This window comes from Pseudoalteromonas sp. 1CM17D (assembly GCF_023161805.1).
Taxonomy (GTDB): domain Bacteria; phylum Pseudomonadota; class Gammaproteobacteria; order Enterobacterales; family Alteromonadaceae; genus Pseudoalteromonas; species Pseudoalteromonas atlantica.
Map to the genome: position 1 here is coordinate 44,771 of NZ_JALNTP010000001.1, position 14,497 is coordinate 59,267.

Genomic DNA, 14,497 nt, shown 5'->3' on the forward strand with positions numbered 1-14,497 from the left:
TTGACTAACAACAACTAAATAACGTGATAGTTGCACGGCTCACGCGCCTTAAAAATATCGCTCAAGTTGGTATAAAAACATCAGGAATTTATCTGATTAGTAAGGAGTACTATGCAAAATAATAAACACGACAATAAAGGCGGCTTACTCAGCAGTAAGCGCTTTTTACCGCTATTTCTAACGCAGTTTTTGTCGGCTATGAATGATAATGTGTATAAGCAATCCGTGCTTATATTGTTAGTGTTTCAAGCTGCAACCCTTGGCGATGGTGCGCTGTATTCAAACCTTGCAGCGGGCTTATTTATATTACCGTTTTTTTTATTTTCAGGAATGGCGGGGCAATTAGCTGAAAAAACAGAAAAATCAAAGCTGATCCGGCTTGTTAAATTTTGCGAAATACCGATTATGGTTATTGGCGCAGCCTCTATTTTTACGCAGTATGTGTGGTTAATGCTGACCACCGTGTTTTTTATGGGCTTACAAAGTACTTTTTTTGGCCCGCTTAAGTATTCAATATTACCGCAACATGTGGCGCCTAACGAATTAACAAAAGCCAATGGCTTGGTTGAGTCTGCCACTTTTGTAGCTATTTTAATTGGTACTATTTTTGGCACCTATTACATTACTCAAACAACAGGTCCAACAATTATTAGTATTGCCGTGCTGATACTTGCGGTACTTGGCTTTTTCAGCAGCCGCTTTATTCCTATAAGCCAAGCCAATAATCCTAATTTGCACTTTACTTATAATATTTTTTCATCCACTAAAAATGTATTTAAAGCGCTTAATGCTCAAACAGAATCGGTTGGTAAATCGGTGTTGGGTATAAGCTGGTTTTGGCTAATAGGCGCGGTTATTTTAACGGCATTACCTAATTACGTTAAGCATGTAATGGGTGGCGATGAACTCGTTGTAACCAGTGCGCTGGTGGTGTTTTCGCTAAGCATTGCCGTGGGGTCTTTGTTGTGCGAAAAGCTTTCGCGCTCACGTATTGAGCTGGGCATTGTACCTTTTGGCGCTATTTTAATTACGCTATTTTTGTATTTATTAAGCCAAGAGCCGGCTATTAGTCAATATATCGCGCCCTCTGAAAATTTATTAACGCTTAAACAAGTGCTTAATACAGGCGACATGGTATGGCATTTTGTTTGGATGGCAGGTATTGGTATTGCATCCGGCTTTTATACTGTGCCGCTGTATGCGCTTATTCAACAGCGTACCGAGGAGGCAAGTCGTTCACGGGTGATAGCTGCTAATAATGTGCTTAATGCGCTCTTTATGGTTGGCAGTGCCATATTAAGTATTGTAACGCTCTCTGTTTTAGAGTGGCATATTTCGTCGTTACTATTGCTTTTGGCGGCGCTTAATTTGCTTATCTCTATTTATATTTACACTAAGGTGCCGGAATTTTTCTTGCGCTTTGTTATCTATATTTTAGCCATATGCATGTATCGCGTGCGCACAAAAGGGCATGAAAATATTCCAAGCGAAGGCGCAGCCGTTATTGTAGCTAATCATGTAAGCTTTGTAGATTGGATGTTTATTTTAGCCACTTCGCCTAGGCCTATACGCTTTATGGTGTTTGCCCCCATTTATTATTCAAAAGCGCTGCATTGGCTATTTAAAATGGCAAAAGCTATTCCAATTGATAGCGAAAAAGCCAACCCAAAGGCGTTTGCAAAAGCATTTGATGAGGTTGCCGCAGCGCTTGAACGCGGTGAGTTAGTTGGTATTTTTCCTGAAGGAAAACTAACAAGCAATGGTGAAATGGACATGTTTAGGCGGGGCATTGAGCGGATTATAGCGCGCACACCTGTGCCTGTTGTGCCCGTTCACTTAGGTGGCTTGTGGGGCAGTATGTTTAGCCGTAAAGCCAAGTGGCAACTACCACGCCTTAAATGGTCGTTAGTATCGGTGAGTGTGGGAGAGCCGATTGAAGCTGAGCAGGTAAGTGCTAATTATTTGCACGAACAAGTCAGCGCTTTAAAAGCCCAGCACGCTAAAAACACACCGTAATTTAACTCTAAAAGCCACATTTTTATGTGGCTTTTTATTTATGTCAGCGCAAAAGCTGCTTTTTTAAATTTTTCCCTTGAAGTTACTCCACCTCACCCCATATTAAGTGCATAACGCAGACACTTTGCTAATTGGAGATACATAAATGACTGCAGCACAAAAAGAAACATTAGGCTTTCAAACAGAAGTAAAACAACTATTAAACTTAATGATTCATTCGTTATATTCGAATAAAGAAATATTTTTACGTGAACTTGTATCAAATGCATCAGATGCCGCCGATAAGCTACGCTTTTTAGCGCTTTCTGATGGCGACCTTTACCAAGGTGATGCCGATTTACGTGTACGTATTAGCGCAGATAAAGAAGCGAACACAATTACCATATCTGACAATGGTATTGGTATGACGCGCGAAGAAGTGATTAGCTCTTTAGGAACTATTGCTAAGTCGGGTACTGCTGAGTTTTTCAAAAACTTAACCGGTGACCAAAGTAAAGACTCGCAATTAATTGGTCAATTTGGTGTTGGTTTTTACTCGGCATTTATTGTGGCTGATGAAGTGACAGTGCGCACGCGTAAAGCGGGTGAAACACAAGCGTACGAGTGGCAATCACAAGGTGAAGGTGAGTACACGTTACAAGAAATTGAAAAAGAAGGCCGTGGTACGGATATCATTTTACACCTGCGTGAAGAAGAAAAAGAATACGCGGATGAATACCGTTTACGTAGCATCGTTACTAAATACTCAGATCATATTTCTACGCCTGTACAAATGTATAAAGCAGAAGTACCTGAGTCTGAAGGCGAAGACGGCGAAAAAATCCCTGCAGTTCCAGGTGAATGGGAAAGCATTAACCGTGCAACCGCTTTATGGACACGTGATAAGTCAGAGGTTTCTGATGAAGAATACAAAGAGTTTTACAAGCATGTAAGCCATGATTGGGAAGAGCCGCTAAACTGGGCGCACAATAAAGTAGAAGGTAAAACTGAGTACACAAGCTTATTGTATATCCCTAAAAAAGCGCCGTTCGATTTATGGAACCGTGAGCGCCAAAGTGGCTTAAAACTGTATGTTCAACGTGTCTTTATTATGGATGACGCTGAGCAGTTTATGCCAAGCTACCTGCGCTTTGTAAAAGGCTTGCTTGATTCAAACGATTTACCGCTAAATGTATCGCGCGAAATTTTACAAGATAACAAAGTAACGCAAGCGATTCGTAAAGGGTGTACGTCTCGTATCTTAAAAATGCTAGAGCGTATGGCTAAAAACAAAGCCGAAGACTACCAAACATTTTGGAACGAGTTTGGCCAAGTAATCAAAGAAGGCCCAGCAGAAGATACAGCGAATAAAGAAGCCATTGCTAAATTGTTACGCTTCTCATCTACGCATACCGACTCAGAAACACAAGATGTATCGCTTGAGCAATACATTGAGCGTATGAACGATGAGCAAGATAAAATTTACTACGTAGTTGCTGATTCGTTTACAGCGGCTAAAAACTCGCCGCACTTAGAAATATTCCGCAAAAAAGGCATCGAAGTATTATTACTAAGTGACCGTGTTGATGAGTGGATGATGAGCCACTTAACTGAGTTTAACGAAAAATCATTCCAGTCAATTACACGTGGCGACCTTGATTTAGGTAAGCTTGACGACGAAGAAACGAAAAAAGCGCAAGAAGAGTCTGAAAAAGAAGTAGAAGGCTTAATTGAGCGCATTAAAACAGCGCTAGGCGAAGAAGTTAAAGAAGTACGCTTTACGCATCGCTTAACAGACTCTCCTGCCTGTGTTGTTAGCGATGAGAACGACATGAGCTCGCAAATGCAAAAGCTTATGGAGTCAGTAGGGCAACCTGTACCAGAGGCTAAGCCAGTGTTTGAGCTTAACCCTGAGCATCAGTTAGTTAAGCACTTAAACGATGAGCAAGACGAAGATAAGTTTGCACAGTGGTCTCATGTATTACTAGACCAAGCTTTACTTGCTGAACGCGGTACATTAAAAGATCCTACCGGGTTCGTAACACGTTTAAACAAGTTAATGCTTGATTTAAATAAGTAAGGCTAACAGGCTCTTTTAATTGCTAAAAGAGCCTAAAATATAACCATAATTATAAAGGAAGCGTATGCTTCCTTTTTTTATGTGCTCTAAAGTAGGCAATTAGTATAAGTTGCTTGAGTATCTGCAGCGCTTGTGGAAGAATTCAGGCTTTAAAATAAATATCCATACTAGGGGACAATGATATGCGCATTATTCTTTTGGGCGCGCCAGGTGCTGGTAAAGGTACTCAAGCTCAGTTTTTAATGGACAAATACGGTATTCCACAAATTTCTACCGGTGATATGCTTCGTGCAGCCATTAAAGAAGGTACACCACTTGGCTTAGAAGCGAAAAAAGTAATGGATGCAGGTCAGTTAATTTCTGACGATATCATCATTGGTTTAGTGAAAGAGCGTATTGCTAAACCAGACTGCGAACAAGGCTTTTTACTTGATGGCTTCCCACGTACTATTCCACAAGCAGATGCTATGAAAGAAAATGGCGTTGTGGTTGATCACGTTATTGAGTTTGACGTTGCTGATGAAGTAATTGTTGAGCGTATGGGTGGACGTCGCGTACATCCTGGCTCTGGCCGTGTTTATCACGTTGTTTACAACCCACCAAAAGTGGAAGGTAAAGACGATGAAACAGGCGAAGAGCTTATTATTCGTGCAGATGACACGGAAGAAACAGTTCGTAAACGTTTAGCTATTTACCATGAGCAAACTATGCCATTGGTTGATTACTACCAAGCTGAAGCGCAAGCAGGTAACACGCAGTACCATAAAATTGATGGTACGCAAGCTGTTGAAACAGTAAGTCAGCAACTAGCAGAGCTTTTAGGTTAATATAATCTAAACACAGCTTAGGTATTTAAAAACCGCCCTTGGGCGGTTTTTTTGTATTTAGTAGCTTTTAACAATTTAAAATTAAACCACCAAAGGTCAACACGCCCTGTTACCTACAACGTTTTTAGCTTTTCTATTACTGAGTCGTAGTTTGGCTCGGTAGATAAATTAGACACGAGCTGTTTGTATATCACTGTATGGCTTTTATCTAAAATAAGCACAGCGCGAGTTAGTAGCCCCATATCTTTTATAATTAAGCCATATTTTTGGCCAAAGTCTCGCCATACAGAGTCAGAAAGGGCTGTTACTTTGTCGATGTTTTCAGCATTACAAAAGCGTTTTTGAGCAAAAGGTAAATCGGCACTGATGGTCAGTATTGCGATAGCAGGAAATTGCGTTGCTACTTTTTCATTAAAATGTTTAGTTTGTAAGCTACAAATGCCAGTATCTAAACTTGGCACCACGCTGATTAATACAGCTTGCCCTTTATAATCATTAAGATTTACAGGGGCAAAACCACCATCAACCACTTTAAAATTTGGCGCATTATCACCTACACTTACACCTTTACCTAACAAAGTGACAGGCTTACCTTGAGCAGAGACCTTACCTGCATCAAGCGTGTTTTCTGGGTACTGTGATGCGTGCCCAACTGAGCTTAAAGCCAGTGTGCTTAGTGCAAAAATAAGAGAGCGTACCATAGGTTATTTCCTTTTAAATTAACGCAATAGGTTTGAGTGTATTATACTCAATATCACTGACCAAGCGATTAAATATCACTGTAAAAGTAATAATAAGTTCTGTGATATATAAATTGTAAACTGCATGAACTTTTATTAACATGTAGTTACAAAATGTATCTTTAATAAAGTCATAAGGCCTATTGACAACATTGGGTTAAATAATAGAGAGATAGTATGTCAACATCCGTATTAATATGTGACGACTCAAAATTAGCGAGGCGCCAGCTAGCTCGCTCTTTACCAGATGACTGGGATATTAAAGTAGAGTTTGCTCAAGATGGTGTTGATTGCATCAAAAAACTAAAAATAATCGAGCCCGAAATCCTTTTTCTTGATTTAAACATGCCTGAAATGGACGGTTACGAAGTCCTTATGGCCATGAAAGAGCAAGGCCTTAATATTCTAACCGTGGTTGTATCTGGCGATATTCAGCCAAATGCGCACCAACGCGTACTTGAATTAGGCGCCATTGATTTTATCCAAAAACCTTGCTCACCTGAAAAACTGGCCGATATTATCGAGCATCATGGCATTAAAGATAAAGCCATGCGCGAGCGCCTTGCTCATTCTTTAGGTGAACAAGTAGACCCAGATGTGCGCGATATATACCAAGAGCTTACAAATGTCGCTATGGGCCAAGCAGGCGATTTGCTTGCACGGCTTTTGAATGTGTTTGTAGAGCTGCCAATTCCGAATGTGAATGTGCTTGAAGTTAATGAACTGGATATGGCGCTGCAGTCAATTGACAATAATGCTGCCACATCAGGGGTGTGCCAAGGCTTTATTGGTGGTGGCGTATCGGGCGAGGCATTACTTTTATTAAACGACTCAAGCTTTAAAGAAATTGCGTCACTGATGAATTACGACGGTGAGCTTAACGACAAAGTTGAGCTTGAGCTACTTATGGATATTAGTAATATTTTAATAGGCTCAATTTTAACGGGGCTTTCTAAACAGCTAGATATGTCTTTTAGCCAAGGTCATCCCATTGTACTTGGCCAACATCGCGACGTATCTGAATTGGTTAAATCAAATAAATCTCGTTGGCAAAGAACCTTAGCGATAGAAATAAGCTACGGCATCGAAAACCACGATATTAACTGCGATCTTATGCTGTTATTTACCGAAGATTCACTTAAAACTTTGAAATACAAAGTTGCTTACCTATTAGAAGACTAAGTTATGGCCGCTGATTTAGAAATGAATGAGATCCATTGGTTAATGGATATGTTTAACACGGTTGATGTGGGCCTGGTTGTACTGGATAGAAATTATAAAGTGTGTGTGTGGAATGGCTTTATGGAAAACCATTCTGGGCTATTACCAAGTGCTGTAAAAGACAAAGACCTATTTGATTTATTTCCTTCGATTGATGAGAAATGGTTTAGAAGCAAGTCAGAGTCTGTATTTGTACTTAAAAACCGCTCTTTTACTATCTGGGAGCAGCAACCTTACATCTTTCGTTTTAAAAACTACCGCCCCATTACCGGTAAAGCAGATTACATGTACCAAAATGCGACCTTTATTCCACTTACCAACACTCTGGGTGAGGTCAGTCATATTTGTATCATTATTTATGATGTTACCGATGTGGCGGTCAATAAAAAAGAATTAGAAGATTTAAATAAGCGTTTAGAGCAAGTAAGCCAAACCGACAGCTTAACGCAACTGTTTAACCGTGGGCATTGGGAAAGCACACTGCACCAAGAGTTTTTACGTGTTAAGCGCAGCGGTGGCAGCAGCACATTATTGATGTTTGATATCGATCATTTTAAAAAAATTAATGATGAGCATGGCCATAGTTGTGGCGATGAAGCGCTACGCCACCTTTCAGAACTGCTACGAACGACGCTTCGCGAAACCGATATAGCAGGGCGTTATGGTGGGGAGGAGTTTGTTGTTACTTTACTCGATACCGACAAGCAAGGCGCAGCAACTTTTGCCGAGCGCATAAGAGCGTTAATAGAAGCCAACCCTTTTGTTTATAAAAACACAAAAATAGAGATGACTGTGAGTGTTGGTTTTGCAGGAAATAGCCCTGACTTTGCAAAACATGAGCGGTGGATTGAAGCCGCTGACAAAGCCCTGTATCACTCAAAAGAGCATGGCCGTAACAGAGTAACCGATTTTGAGGATATAAAAAATGACGCATAAGCGTCTTTTTTATGCGCTGCTAAAATTAAGGCAGCGGTAATATTACTGCTAAATTAAAGTAACCAAGGATGCACCTAATTGCGCTGCAAGCTTTGGCAGTAAATCCTTAACAAGGGCTTGGTTAAAGTGCCGTTTTTATCAGCCGTTTTATTTACTCTGTAGTATGGCGAGTATCATCTGCTGGGCATTGGCCAAGAGTAGACACATCGCCTGTACTGGTCTCTTGCTCTAATTGAACCTTGAATCCCCATAACCTGTAAAGGTGTTTTAGCACTTCTTTATGCGAGTCAGCAAGGGGGATGTTATTGTGAGGAACATAACGCAACGTTAAAGAACGATCGCCTCTAACATCAACATTATATACTTGAATGTTAGGTTCGTGATTACTCAAATTATATTGCGCTGAAAGCGCTTCGCGTACAGCCTGATAACCGCTATCATCATGTATTGCGCCTACCTCTAGATGTGGATTACGGCTGTGATCGACAATAGTAAATAGCTTAAAATCACGAATTAACTTAGGTGATAAAAATTGGCTTATGAAACTTTCATCTTTAAAGTTTTCCATCGCAAAATGTAGTGTGTCTAGCCAATTAGTGCCTGCATATTCAGGAAACCAGCGTCTATCCTCATCTGTTGGGTTTTCGCAAATACGGCGAATATCCACCATCATATTAAAACCCAATGCATACGGGTTTATACCTGAATAGTAATTGCTGTTATAAGGTGGCTGATAAACCACGTTGGTATGGCTTTGCAAAAACTCCATCATAAAGGAGTCGGTTAATTTACCTTCATCATATAAGTGGTTTAAAATGGTGTAGTGCCAAAAGGTGGCCCAGCCTTCGTTCATCACTTGGGTTTGTTTTTGCGGATAAAAATATTGCGATATCTTTCGTACAATACGTATTATTTCTCGCTGCCAAGACTCTAATAAAGGCGCGTTTTTCTCAATAAAGTATAAAATGTTTTCTTGCGGCTCTTGCGGAAAATGCCTCTCTTGCTTTTTAGCTTCTTGCTGTTGAGCGGGGATAGTGCGCCATAGCTCGTTTACTTGAGATTGCATGTAGTCTTCACGCTCTTTTTGGCGTTTTTGCTCTTCAAAAAGGGAAATTTGCTGCGGGCGTTTATATCTATCTACGCCGTAATTCATCAATGCGTGACACGAATCAATTAAGCTTTCTACTTGTGTAATACCGTATTTTTCTTCGCAGCGGCTAATGTAATTTTTAGCAAACACTAAGTAATCTATGATGGAGTCGGCGTCAGTCCATGTTTTAAATAAGTAGTTTCCTTTAAAAAATGAGTTATGGCCATAACAGGCATGCGCCATAACCAGTGCCTGCATAGGGAGTGTGTTTTCTTCCATTAAATAAGCAATACAGGGGTTTGAATTAATCACAATTTCGTAAGCCAGCCCCATTTGCCCACGCTTATAATTTTGTTCGGTTTGTATAAATTTTTTACCATATGACCAATGGCTGTAGCCTATAGGCATGCCAACGCTTGAATAAGCATCCATCATTTGCTCAGCTGTTATTACCTCAATTTGGTTAGGGTAAGTGTCTAACCGGTAATGCGCTGCAACACGGGCTATTTCAGTTTGGTATTGCTCAAGCAGCTCAAAGGTCCAATCTGGGCCATCGCTAATTCGTTCAGTGCTCATAGTAAACCTCGCTTAGGCTAAGCAGCCCCTTGTTGTTGACGATTTTTTTTAAATAGCTCCCTAAACATAGGGTAAATGTCTTCAACACTTTGAATATGTTGTATTGCAAAGTTGCTATGGGTTTGGGTGATGTTTTGATATTCGCGCCATAAGCTTTGGTGCGCACGCGTGGTAATTTCTATATAGGCAAAGTAGCGTACCGCATTAAGTAGCTTATTGCGTAATATTTCACCGCAGTGTGGGGTGTCGTCTGCCCAGTTATCGCCATCAGATGCTTGCGCTGCGTATATATTCCATTGCTCTGAATCATAGCGCTCTTTTATTATTTCGTTCATTAATTTAAGGGCACTGGAGACAATAGTGCCGCCAGTTTCTTGAGAATAAAAAAACTCTTGCTCGTCGACCTCTTTAGCTTGTGTGTGGTGGCGTATATACACCACCTCAATGTCTTTATAACTTCGGGTCAAAAATTGATACAGCAAAATATAAAAACGCTTTGCCATGTCTTTTGTGGCCTGATCCATTGAGCCTGATACATCCATAATACAAAACATAACGGCTTTGCTGGTGGGGTGGGGGCGTTTTTCATAATTACGAAAACGTAAGTCGTAATTATCAATAAATGGTACGGCTTTTATTTGCTGTTTAAGTTGCTCAATTTCCTCTTGTAATAACGCAATGATGGCTTGGTCGCTGTCGGCTTGCTCACGCTCCATCGCAAGTTGACCTTCAAGCTCTGCTAGGCGTCTTTTTTTACCCGCACTCATGGCGACTCTTCTGGCGAGTGAGCCCTGTAATGAGCGTACTATATCAATATTACTGGGCATACCATCGCTACAAAAACCAGCCCGATGAGTTTTCATTTGTACAAGCTTATCTAGCTGGTTTTCTTGTAAGTTGGGCAGCTCTAGGTCTTCAAAGAGTAAATCAAGGTATTCATCTTTAGAAATAGAAAACACAAAGTCATCTTGGCCTTCGCCTGAATCACTTGCATCGCCATCGCCTGCGCCACCACCTTGGCCGCCTTTAGGGCGCTCAATTTTGTCACCTGTTGAAAATTGATCGTTGCCAGGGTGAATTTGTTCTCTGTCGCCCCCTTTGCCTTGGTGAAAAATGGGCTCGCTAATATCTCGTTGCGGGATAGATATACTCTCCCCTGAACTTGAGTCGGTAACGCTGCGTTTATTAACCGCATCAGACACTGCTTCTTTTATTTGCTTTTTATAGCGCCTAATAAAGCGCTGACGATTAAGCGTGCTTTTGTTTTTACCATTTAAGCGTCTATCTATAAAATGCGCCATACTGTTCCCCCTAAACTACATGAAGGTTACTGCGATTTTCTAACCCGTAAATACCACTCAGAAAGTAAACGCACTTGTTTTTGCGTGTAGCCTTTTTCAACCATGCGGTTAACAAAGTCCTCGTGTTTTTGTTGATCCTCAGCGGAGGTTTTTGTATTAAAGGAAATAACAGGGAGTAGATCTTCGGTATTTGAGAACATTTTTTTCTCAATCACTGTGCGTAGTTTTTCGTAGCTTGTCCATAACGGGTTTTTACCATTATTGTGAGCGCGTGCACGTAATACAAAGTTAACTATTTCGTTCCTAAAATCTTTGGGATTAGAAATGCCGGCGGGTTTTTCTATTTTTTCAAGTTCTGCATTTAACGAGGCGCGGTCAAATAACTGTCCTGTATCTGGGTCTCTGTATTCTTGATCTTGTATCCAAAAATCAGCATAAATCACATAGCGGTCAAAAATATTTTGGCCATATTCAGAGTATGACTCTAAATACGCGGTTTGTAACTCTTTACCAATAAACTCAACATATTGCGGAATTAAATAGCCTTTTAAAAAACTTAAATAGCGCTCTTCTACTTCGGCGCTAAATTGTTCACGCTCTATTTGTTGCTCCAAAACATAAAATAAATGCACCGGATTAGCTGCAACCTCGGTGGTATCAAAATTAAATACGCGCGACAAAATTTTAAAAGCAAAACGAGTGGAAAGGCCGGTCATGCCTTCATCTACCCCTGCGTAATCACGATACTCCTGGTAAGACTTTGCTTTAGGGTCGGTATCTTTTAGGGTTTCACCATCATAGACCCGCATTTTTGAGTAAATACTAGAGTTTTCAGGCTCCTTTAATCGAGATAAGGTAGTAAATTGCGCTAACGCTTTAAGCGTACCTGGTGCACACGGTGCGCTGGCAAGTTCACTATGTTGAATAAGTTTGTCGTAAATTTTTATTTCTTCGGTCACGCGCAGGCAATAAGGGACCTTTACAATATAAACACGATCTAAAAACGCTTCATTGTTTTTATTATTTTTGAATGTTTGCCATTCTGACTCATTTGAGTGGGCTAAAATCATGCCGTTAAAGGGCAGAGCGCTAATACCTTCGGTACCGTTGTAGTTACCCTCTTGCGTTGCGGTAAGGAGTGGATGCAGCACCTTGATAGGGGCTTTAAACATTTCTACAAACTCCATTAAACCTTGGTTTGCTAAACATAAAGAGCCTGAGTAAGCGTAGGCATCGGGGTCGTTTTGAGCAAAGTGCTCAAGCTGGCGAATATCTACTTTGCCCACCAATGCAGAAATATCTTGATTATTTTCATCACCGGGTTCGGTTTTGGCTATACCTATTTGATTTAAAATAGAGGGGTAGCGTTTGACGACTCTAAATTGGCTAATATCGCCGTTAAATTCTTTTAATCGTTTACCAGCCCATGGCGACATAATCGTTTTTAAATAACGTGGTTTAATACCGTATTCTTTTTCGAGAACGCTGGCATCTTCTACTGGGTCAAACAGACTGAGAGGGTGATCGTTTACCGGAGAGCCTTTAATTGAATAGATAGGCACTTGTTGCATTAAATATTTTAGTTTTTCTGCAATTGAAGATTTACCTCCCCCAACAGGGCCGAGTAAATAAAGGACTTGTTTGCATTCTTCTAGGCCTTGAGCCGCATGCTTTAGATAGGAGACAATTTGTTCTATGGCATCTTCCATGCCGTAAAAGTCTGCAAAGGCAGGGTAGCGTGCAACCACTCTATTAGAAAATAACCGGCTTAAACGTGCATCGGTTGCAGTATCAACCATTTGCGGCTCGCCTATTGCCATAAGTAAACGCTCAGGGGCGCTGGCATAAGCTGATTTGTCATTTTTACAAATTTCTAGAAATTCGCTAATGCTGTATTCTTCTTCTTGTGCTGCTTCGTATCGTGCTTGGTAGTGCTCAAAAATAGTCATAATAACCTCCGAAACCCGCTTTAAAAAGGTGCTTACTTTTTAAAGTTTAGTCAGAGATTGATATTTTTGTGCAATAAAATTAAAAATTTAAGTGAAAAAAGATCATGTGGCTAAATTAGCAATTTCGCGCGTATAAAGGCGGTTTGAATTTTATAAAGGCATAAAAAAAGACGCCGAGGCGTCTTTTTAAATCAGCGTATAATAGCTAATTAAGCGAAGTTAGCGTTCGCGAATTCCCAGTTAACAAGCGCCCAAAAACCTTTAAGGTAATCAGGACGAACGTTACGGTAATCAATGTAGTAAGCGTGTTCCCATAAATCCACAGTTAGGATTGGTGTAACACCTTCGTCTGTAAGCGGCGTTGCTGCGTTAGACGTGTTTACGATATCTAATGAACCGTCAGCTAGTTTAACTAACCATGTCCAGCTAGAACCAAAGTTATTAACCGCTTTGTCGTTTAATGCATCTTTAAACGCGTCAAAAGAGCCCCATTTAGCGTTAATAGCGTCAGCGATAGCACCTGTTGGCTCGCCGCCGCCATTTGGAGATAGACAGTTCCAGTAGAAAGTGTGGTTCCAAATTTGTGCAGCGTTGTTAAATACGCCACCTTCAGATGAACAAACAATCTCTTCTAAAGATTTGTTTTCAAATTCAGTACCTGGAATTAAACCGTTTAATTTAACAACGTAAGTGTTGTGGTGCTTACCGTGGTGATACTCAAGAGTTTCTTGTGAAATATGAGGCTCAAGTGCATCAATTGCATATGGTAGTGACGGTAGTTCAAATGCCATTTTTTTATCTCCATCTTCTTTTGGTTGATAACTCGCTTGATAGTACGTAATGCCTGATAGAACAGACCACTTACCTATACCAAACGAAAATATAGTGTTACTATAATTGTTGAGTATTTTACTCAAGTTTAAGCAAACAGCAATGCTATTGCTAAAGACTATTTCAATTGCGGCTTTATTTGCCCATTTTAAGTTATATATCTGTGGCCACAATGATTTATTTTCAAGCCCTAGGTATATCAAGCTATCGTCATTTTGAGGTTGTAGATGGAAACCATTGATAAAATTAAACAGCAGATTTCAGAAAACCCAATTATCCTTTACATGAAAGGGTCGCCTAAATTACCAAATTGTGGTTTTTCTTCACAAGCGTCACAAGCTCTAATGTCATGTGGCGAACCATTTGCCTATGTTGATATTTTACTTAATCCAGATATTCGCGCTGAGTTACCAGCATACGCAAATTGGCCTACTTTCCCACAGCTTTGGGTTGAGGGCGAATTAGTAGGTGGTTGTGACATTATCATTGAAATGTTTCAACGTGGTGAATTACAGCCACTGATCACTGAAACTGCAGCTAAGTATAAAGAAGCTGACGCAGAGTAATTGCTACTTTGCTAGATTATTAAGGCCACGTTTTACGTGGCTTTTTTGTGCCTATATAACTTTATTACGTCTTAATCTCTTGAACAGCCCATCAGTGGGTGATTAAAACCATTAATCTGTGCTCAATAGTTAGCAAACTCAGCTCTCGATTCTAGTTTAGGTGCATCTAGTAAGGATAAGTAAGCAACAAAGCTACTTATATCAGCGCGAATTTTAATTAAAATATGAGTTTTATATCAATGCGCAATAAGACTTAATCAATTTAAGGGGCTAAATGTGTCGCTATTTGCGCTAAAAAATTATTTTAGAACAACTAAATAGCGAGTTTTTTGCCCAGCTATCAACACGTTTTTCCAGCCTCAAAATAGTTCGCTCAATCAAGCGA

The 14,497-nt window shown here is 40.3% G+C and carries 11 protein-coding genes; 6 read left to right on the forward strand and 5 right to left on the reverse strand.

The window, feature by feature from the left end:
- Positions 1–111: 111 nt before the first annotated feature.
- The 3 genes from MSC25_RS00205 to adk all read left to right on the forward strand — a co-directional run bounded on the left by MSC25_RS00205 (position 112) and on the right by adk (position 4,902).
- Positions 112–2,016, forward strand: a complete 1,905-nt coding sequence (locus MSC25_RS00205) for an MFS transporter (RefSeq protein WP_248441954.1) — start codon at positions 112–114, stop codon at positions 2,014–2,016.
- A gap of 145 nt (positions 2,017–2,161) precedes the next feature.
- Positions 2,162–4,075 (forward strand): molecular chaperone HtpG, encoded by a 1,914-nt coding sequence (htpG, locus tag MSC25_RS00210; RefSeq protein ID WP_004588119.1) that lies wholly within the window; start codon positions 2,162–2,164, stop codon positions 4,073–4,075.
- 182 nt (positions 4,076–4,257) lie between these two features.
- A complete protein-coding gene (gene adk, locus MSC25_RS00215) occupies positions 4,258–4,902 on the forward strand; it encodes an adenylate kinase (protein WP_004588118.1) in 645 nt (214 codons plus the stop codon).
- 113 nt (positions 4,903–5,015) lie between these two features.
- On the opposite strand, the gene tpx is transcribed toward adk, so the two are convergent.
- On the reverse strand, positions 5,016–5,603 hold the full coding sequence (tpx, locus tag MSC25_RS00220; RefSeq protein ID WP_248441961.1) for a thiol peroxidase: 588 nt from the start codon (positions 5,601–5,603) through the stop codon (positions 5,016–5,018).
- Between the two features lie 216 nt (positions 5,604–5,819).
- Between tpx and MSC25_RS00225 the strand changes: the two genes are divergently transcribed.
- Positions 5,820–6,824, forward strand: a complete 1,005-nt coding sequence (locus MSC25_RS00225) for a response regulator (RefSeq protein ID WP_004588116.1) — start codon at positions 5,820–5,822, stop codon at positions 6,822–6,824.
- A 3-nt stretch (positions 6,825–6,827) separates the two neighbouring features.
- Entirely contained in the window at positions 6,828–7,799 is a 972-nt protein-coding gene (locus MSC25_RS00230) for a diguanylate cyclase (RefSeq protein WP_004588115.1), read from the forward strand.
- Positions 7,800–7,950: 151 nt separating this feature from the next.
- Here the strand turns inward: MSC25_RS00230 and MSC25_RS00235 are convergent, their stop codons facing one another.
- From MSC25_RS00235 to MSC25_RS00250, 4 genes are all read right to left on the reverse strand, one after another.
- Positions 7,951–9,465 carry a SpoVR family protein gene (locus MSC25_RS00235; protein WP_004588114.1) on the reverse strand — a complete coding sequence of 505 codons (1,515 nt, stop codon included), beginning with the start codon at positions 9,463–9,465 and terminating at the stop codon, positions 7,951–7,953.
- 17 nt (positions 9,466–9,482) lie between these two features.
- The gene (locus MSC25_RS00240) at positions 9,483–10,766 is read right to left on the reverse strand and encodes a YeaH/YhbH family protein (RefSeq protein ID WP_096041504.1); all 1,284 of its coding nucleotides are present in this window, start codon (positions 10,764–10,766) and stop codon (positions 9,483–9,485) included.
- Positions 10,767–10,792: 26 nt separating this feature from the next.
- Entirely contained in the window at positions 10,793–12,715 is a 1,923-nt protein-coding gene (locus MSC25_RS00245) for a PrkA family serine protein kinase (RefSeq protein ID WP_024033371.1), read from the reverse strand.
- A gap of 209 nt (positions 12,716–12,924) precedes the next feature.
- Positions 12,925–13,506: a Fe-Mn family superoxide dismutase gene (locus MSC25_RS00250; protein ID WP_004588111.1), complete on the reverse strand. Its 582-nt coding sequence runs from the start codon at positions 13,504–13,506 to the stop codon at positions 12,925–12,927.
- Positions 13,507–13,773: 267 nt separating this feature from the next.
- Between MSC25_RS00250 and MSC25_RS00255 the strand changes: the two genes are divergently transcribed.
- Positions 13,774–14,112, forward strand: a complete 339-nt coding sequence (locus tag MSC25_RS00255) for a Grx4 family monothiol glutaredoxin (RefSeq protein ID WP_004588110.1) — start codon at positions 13,774–13,776, stop codon at positions 14,110–14,112.
- Positions 14,113–14,497 lie beyond the last annotated feature (385 nt).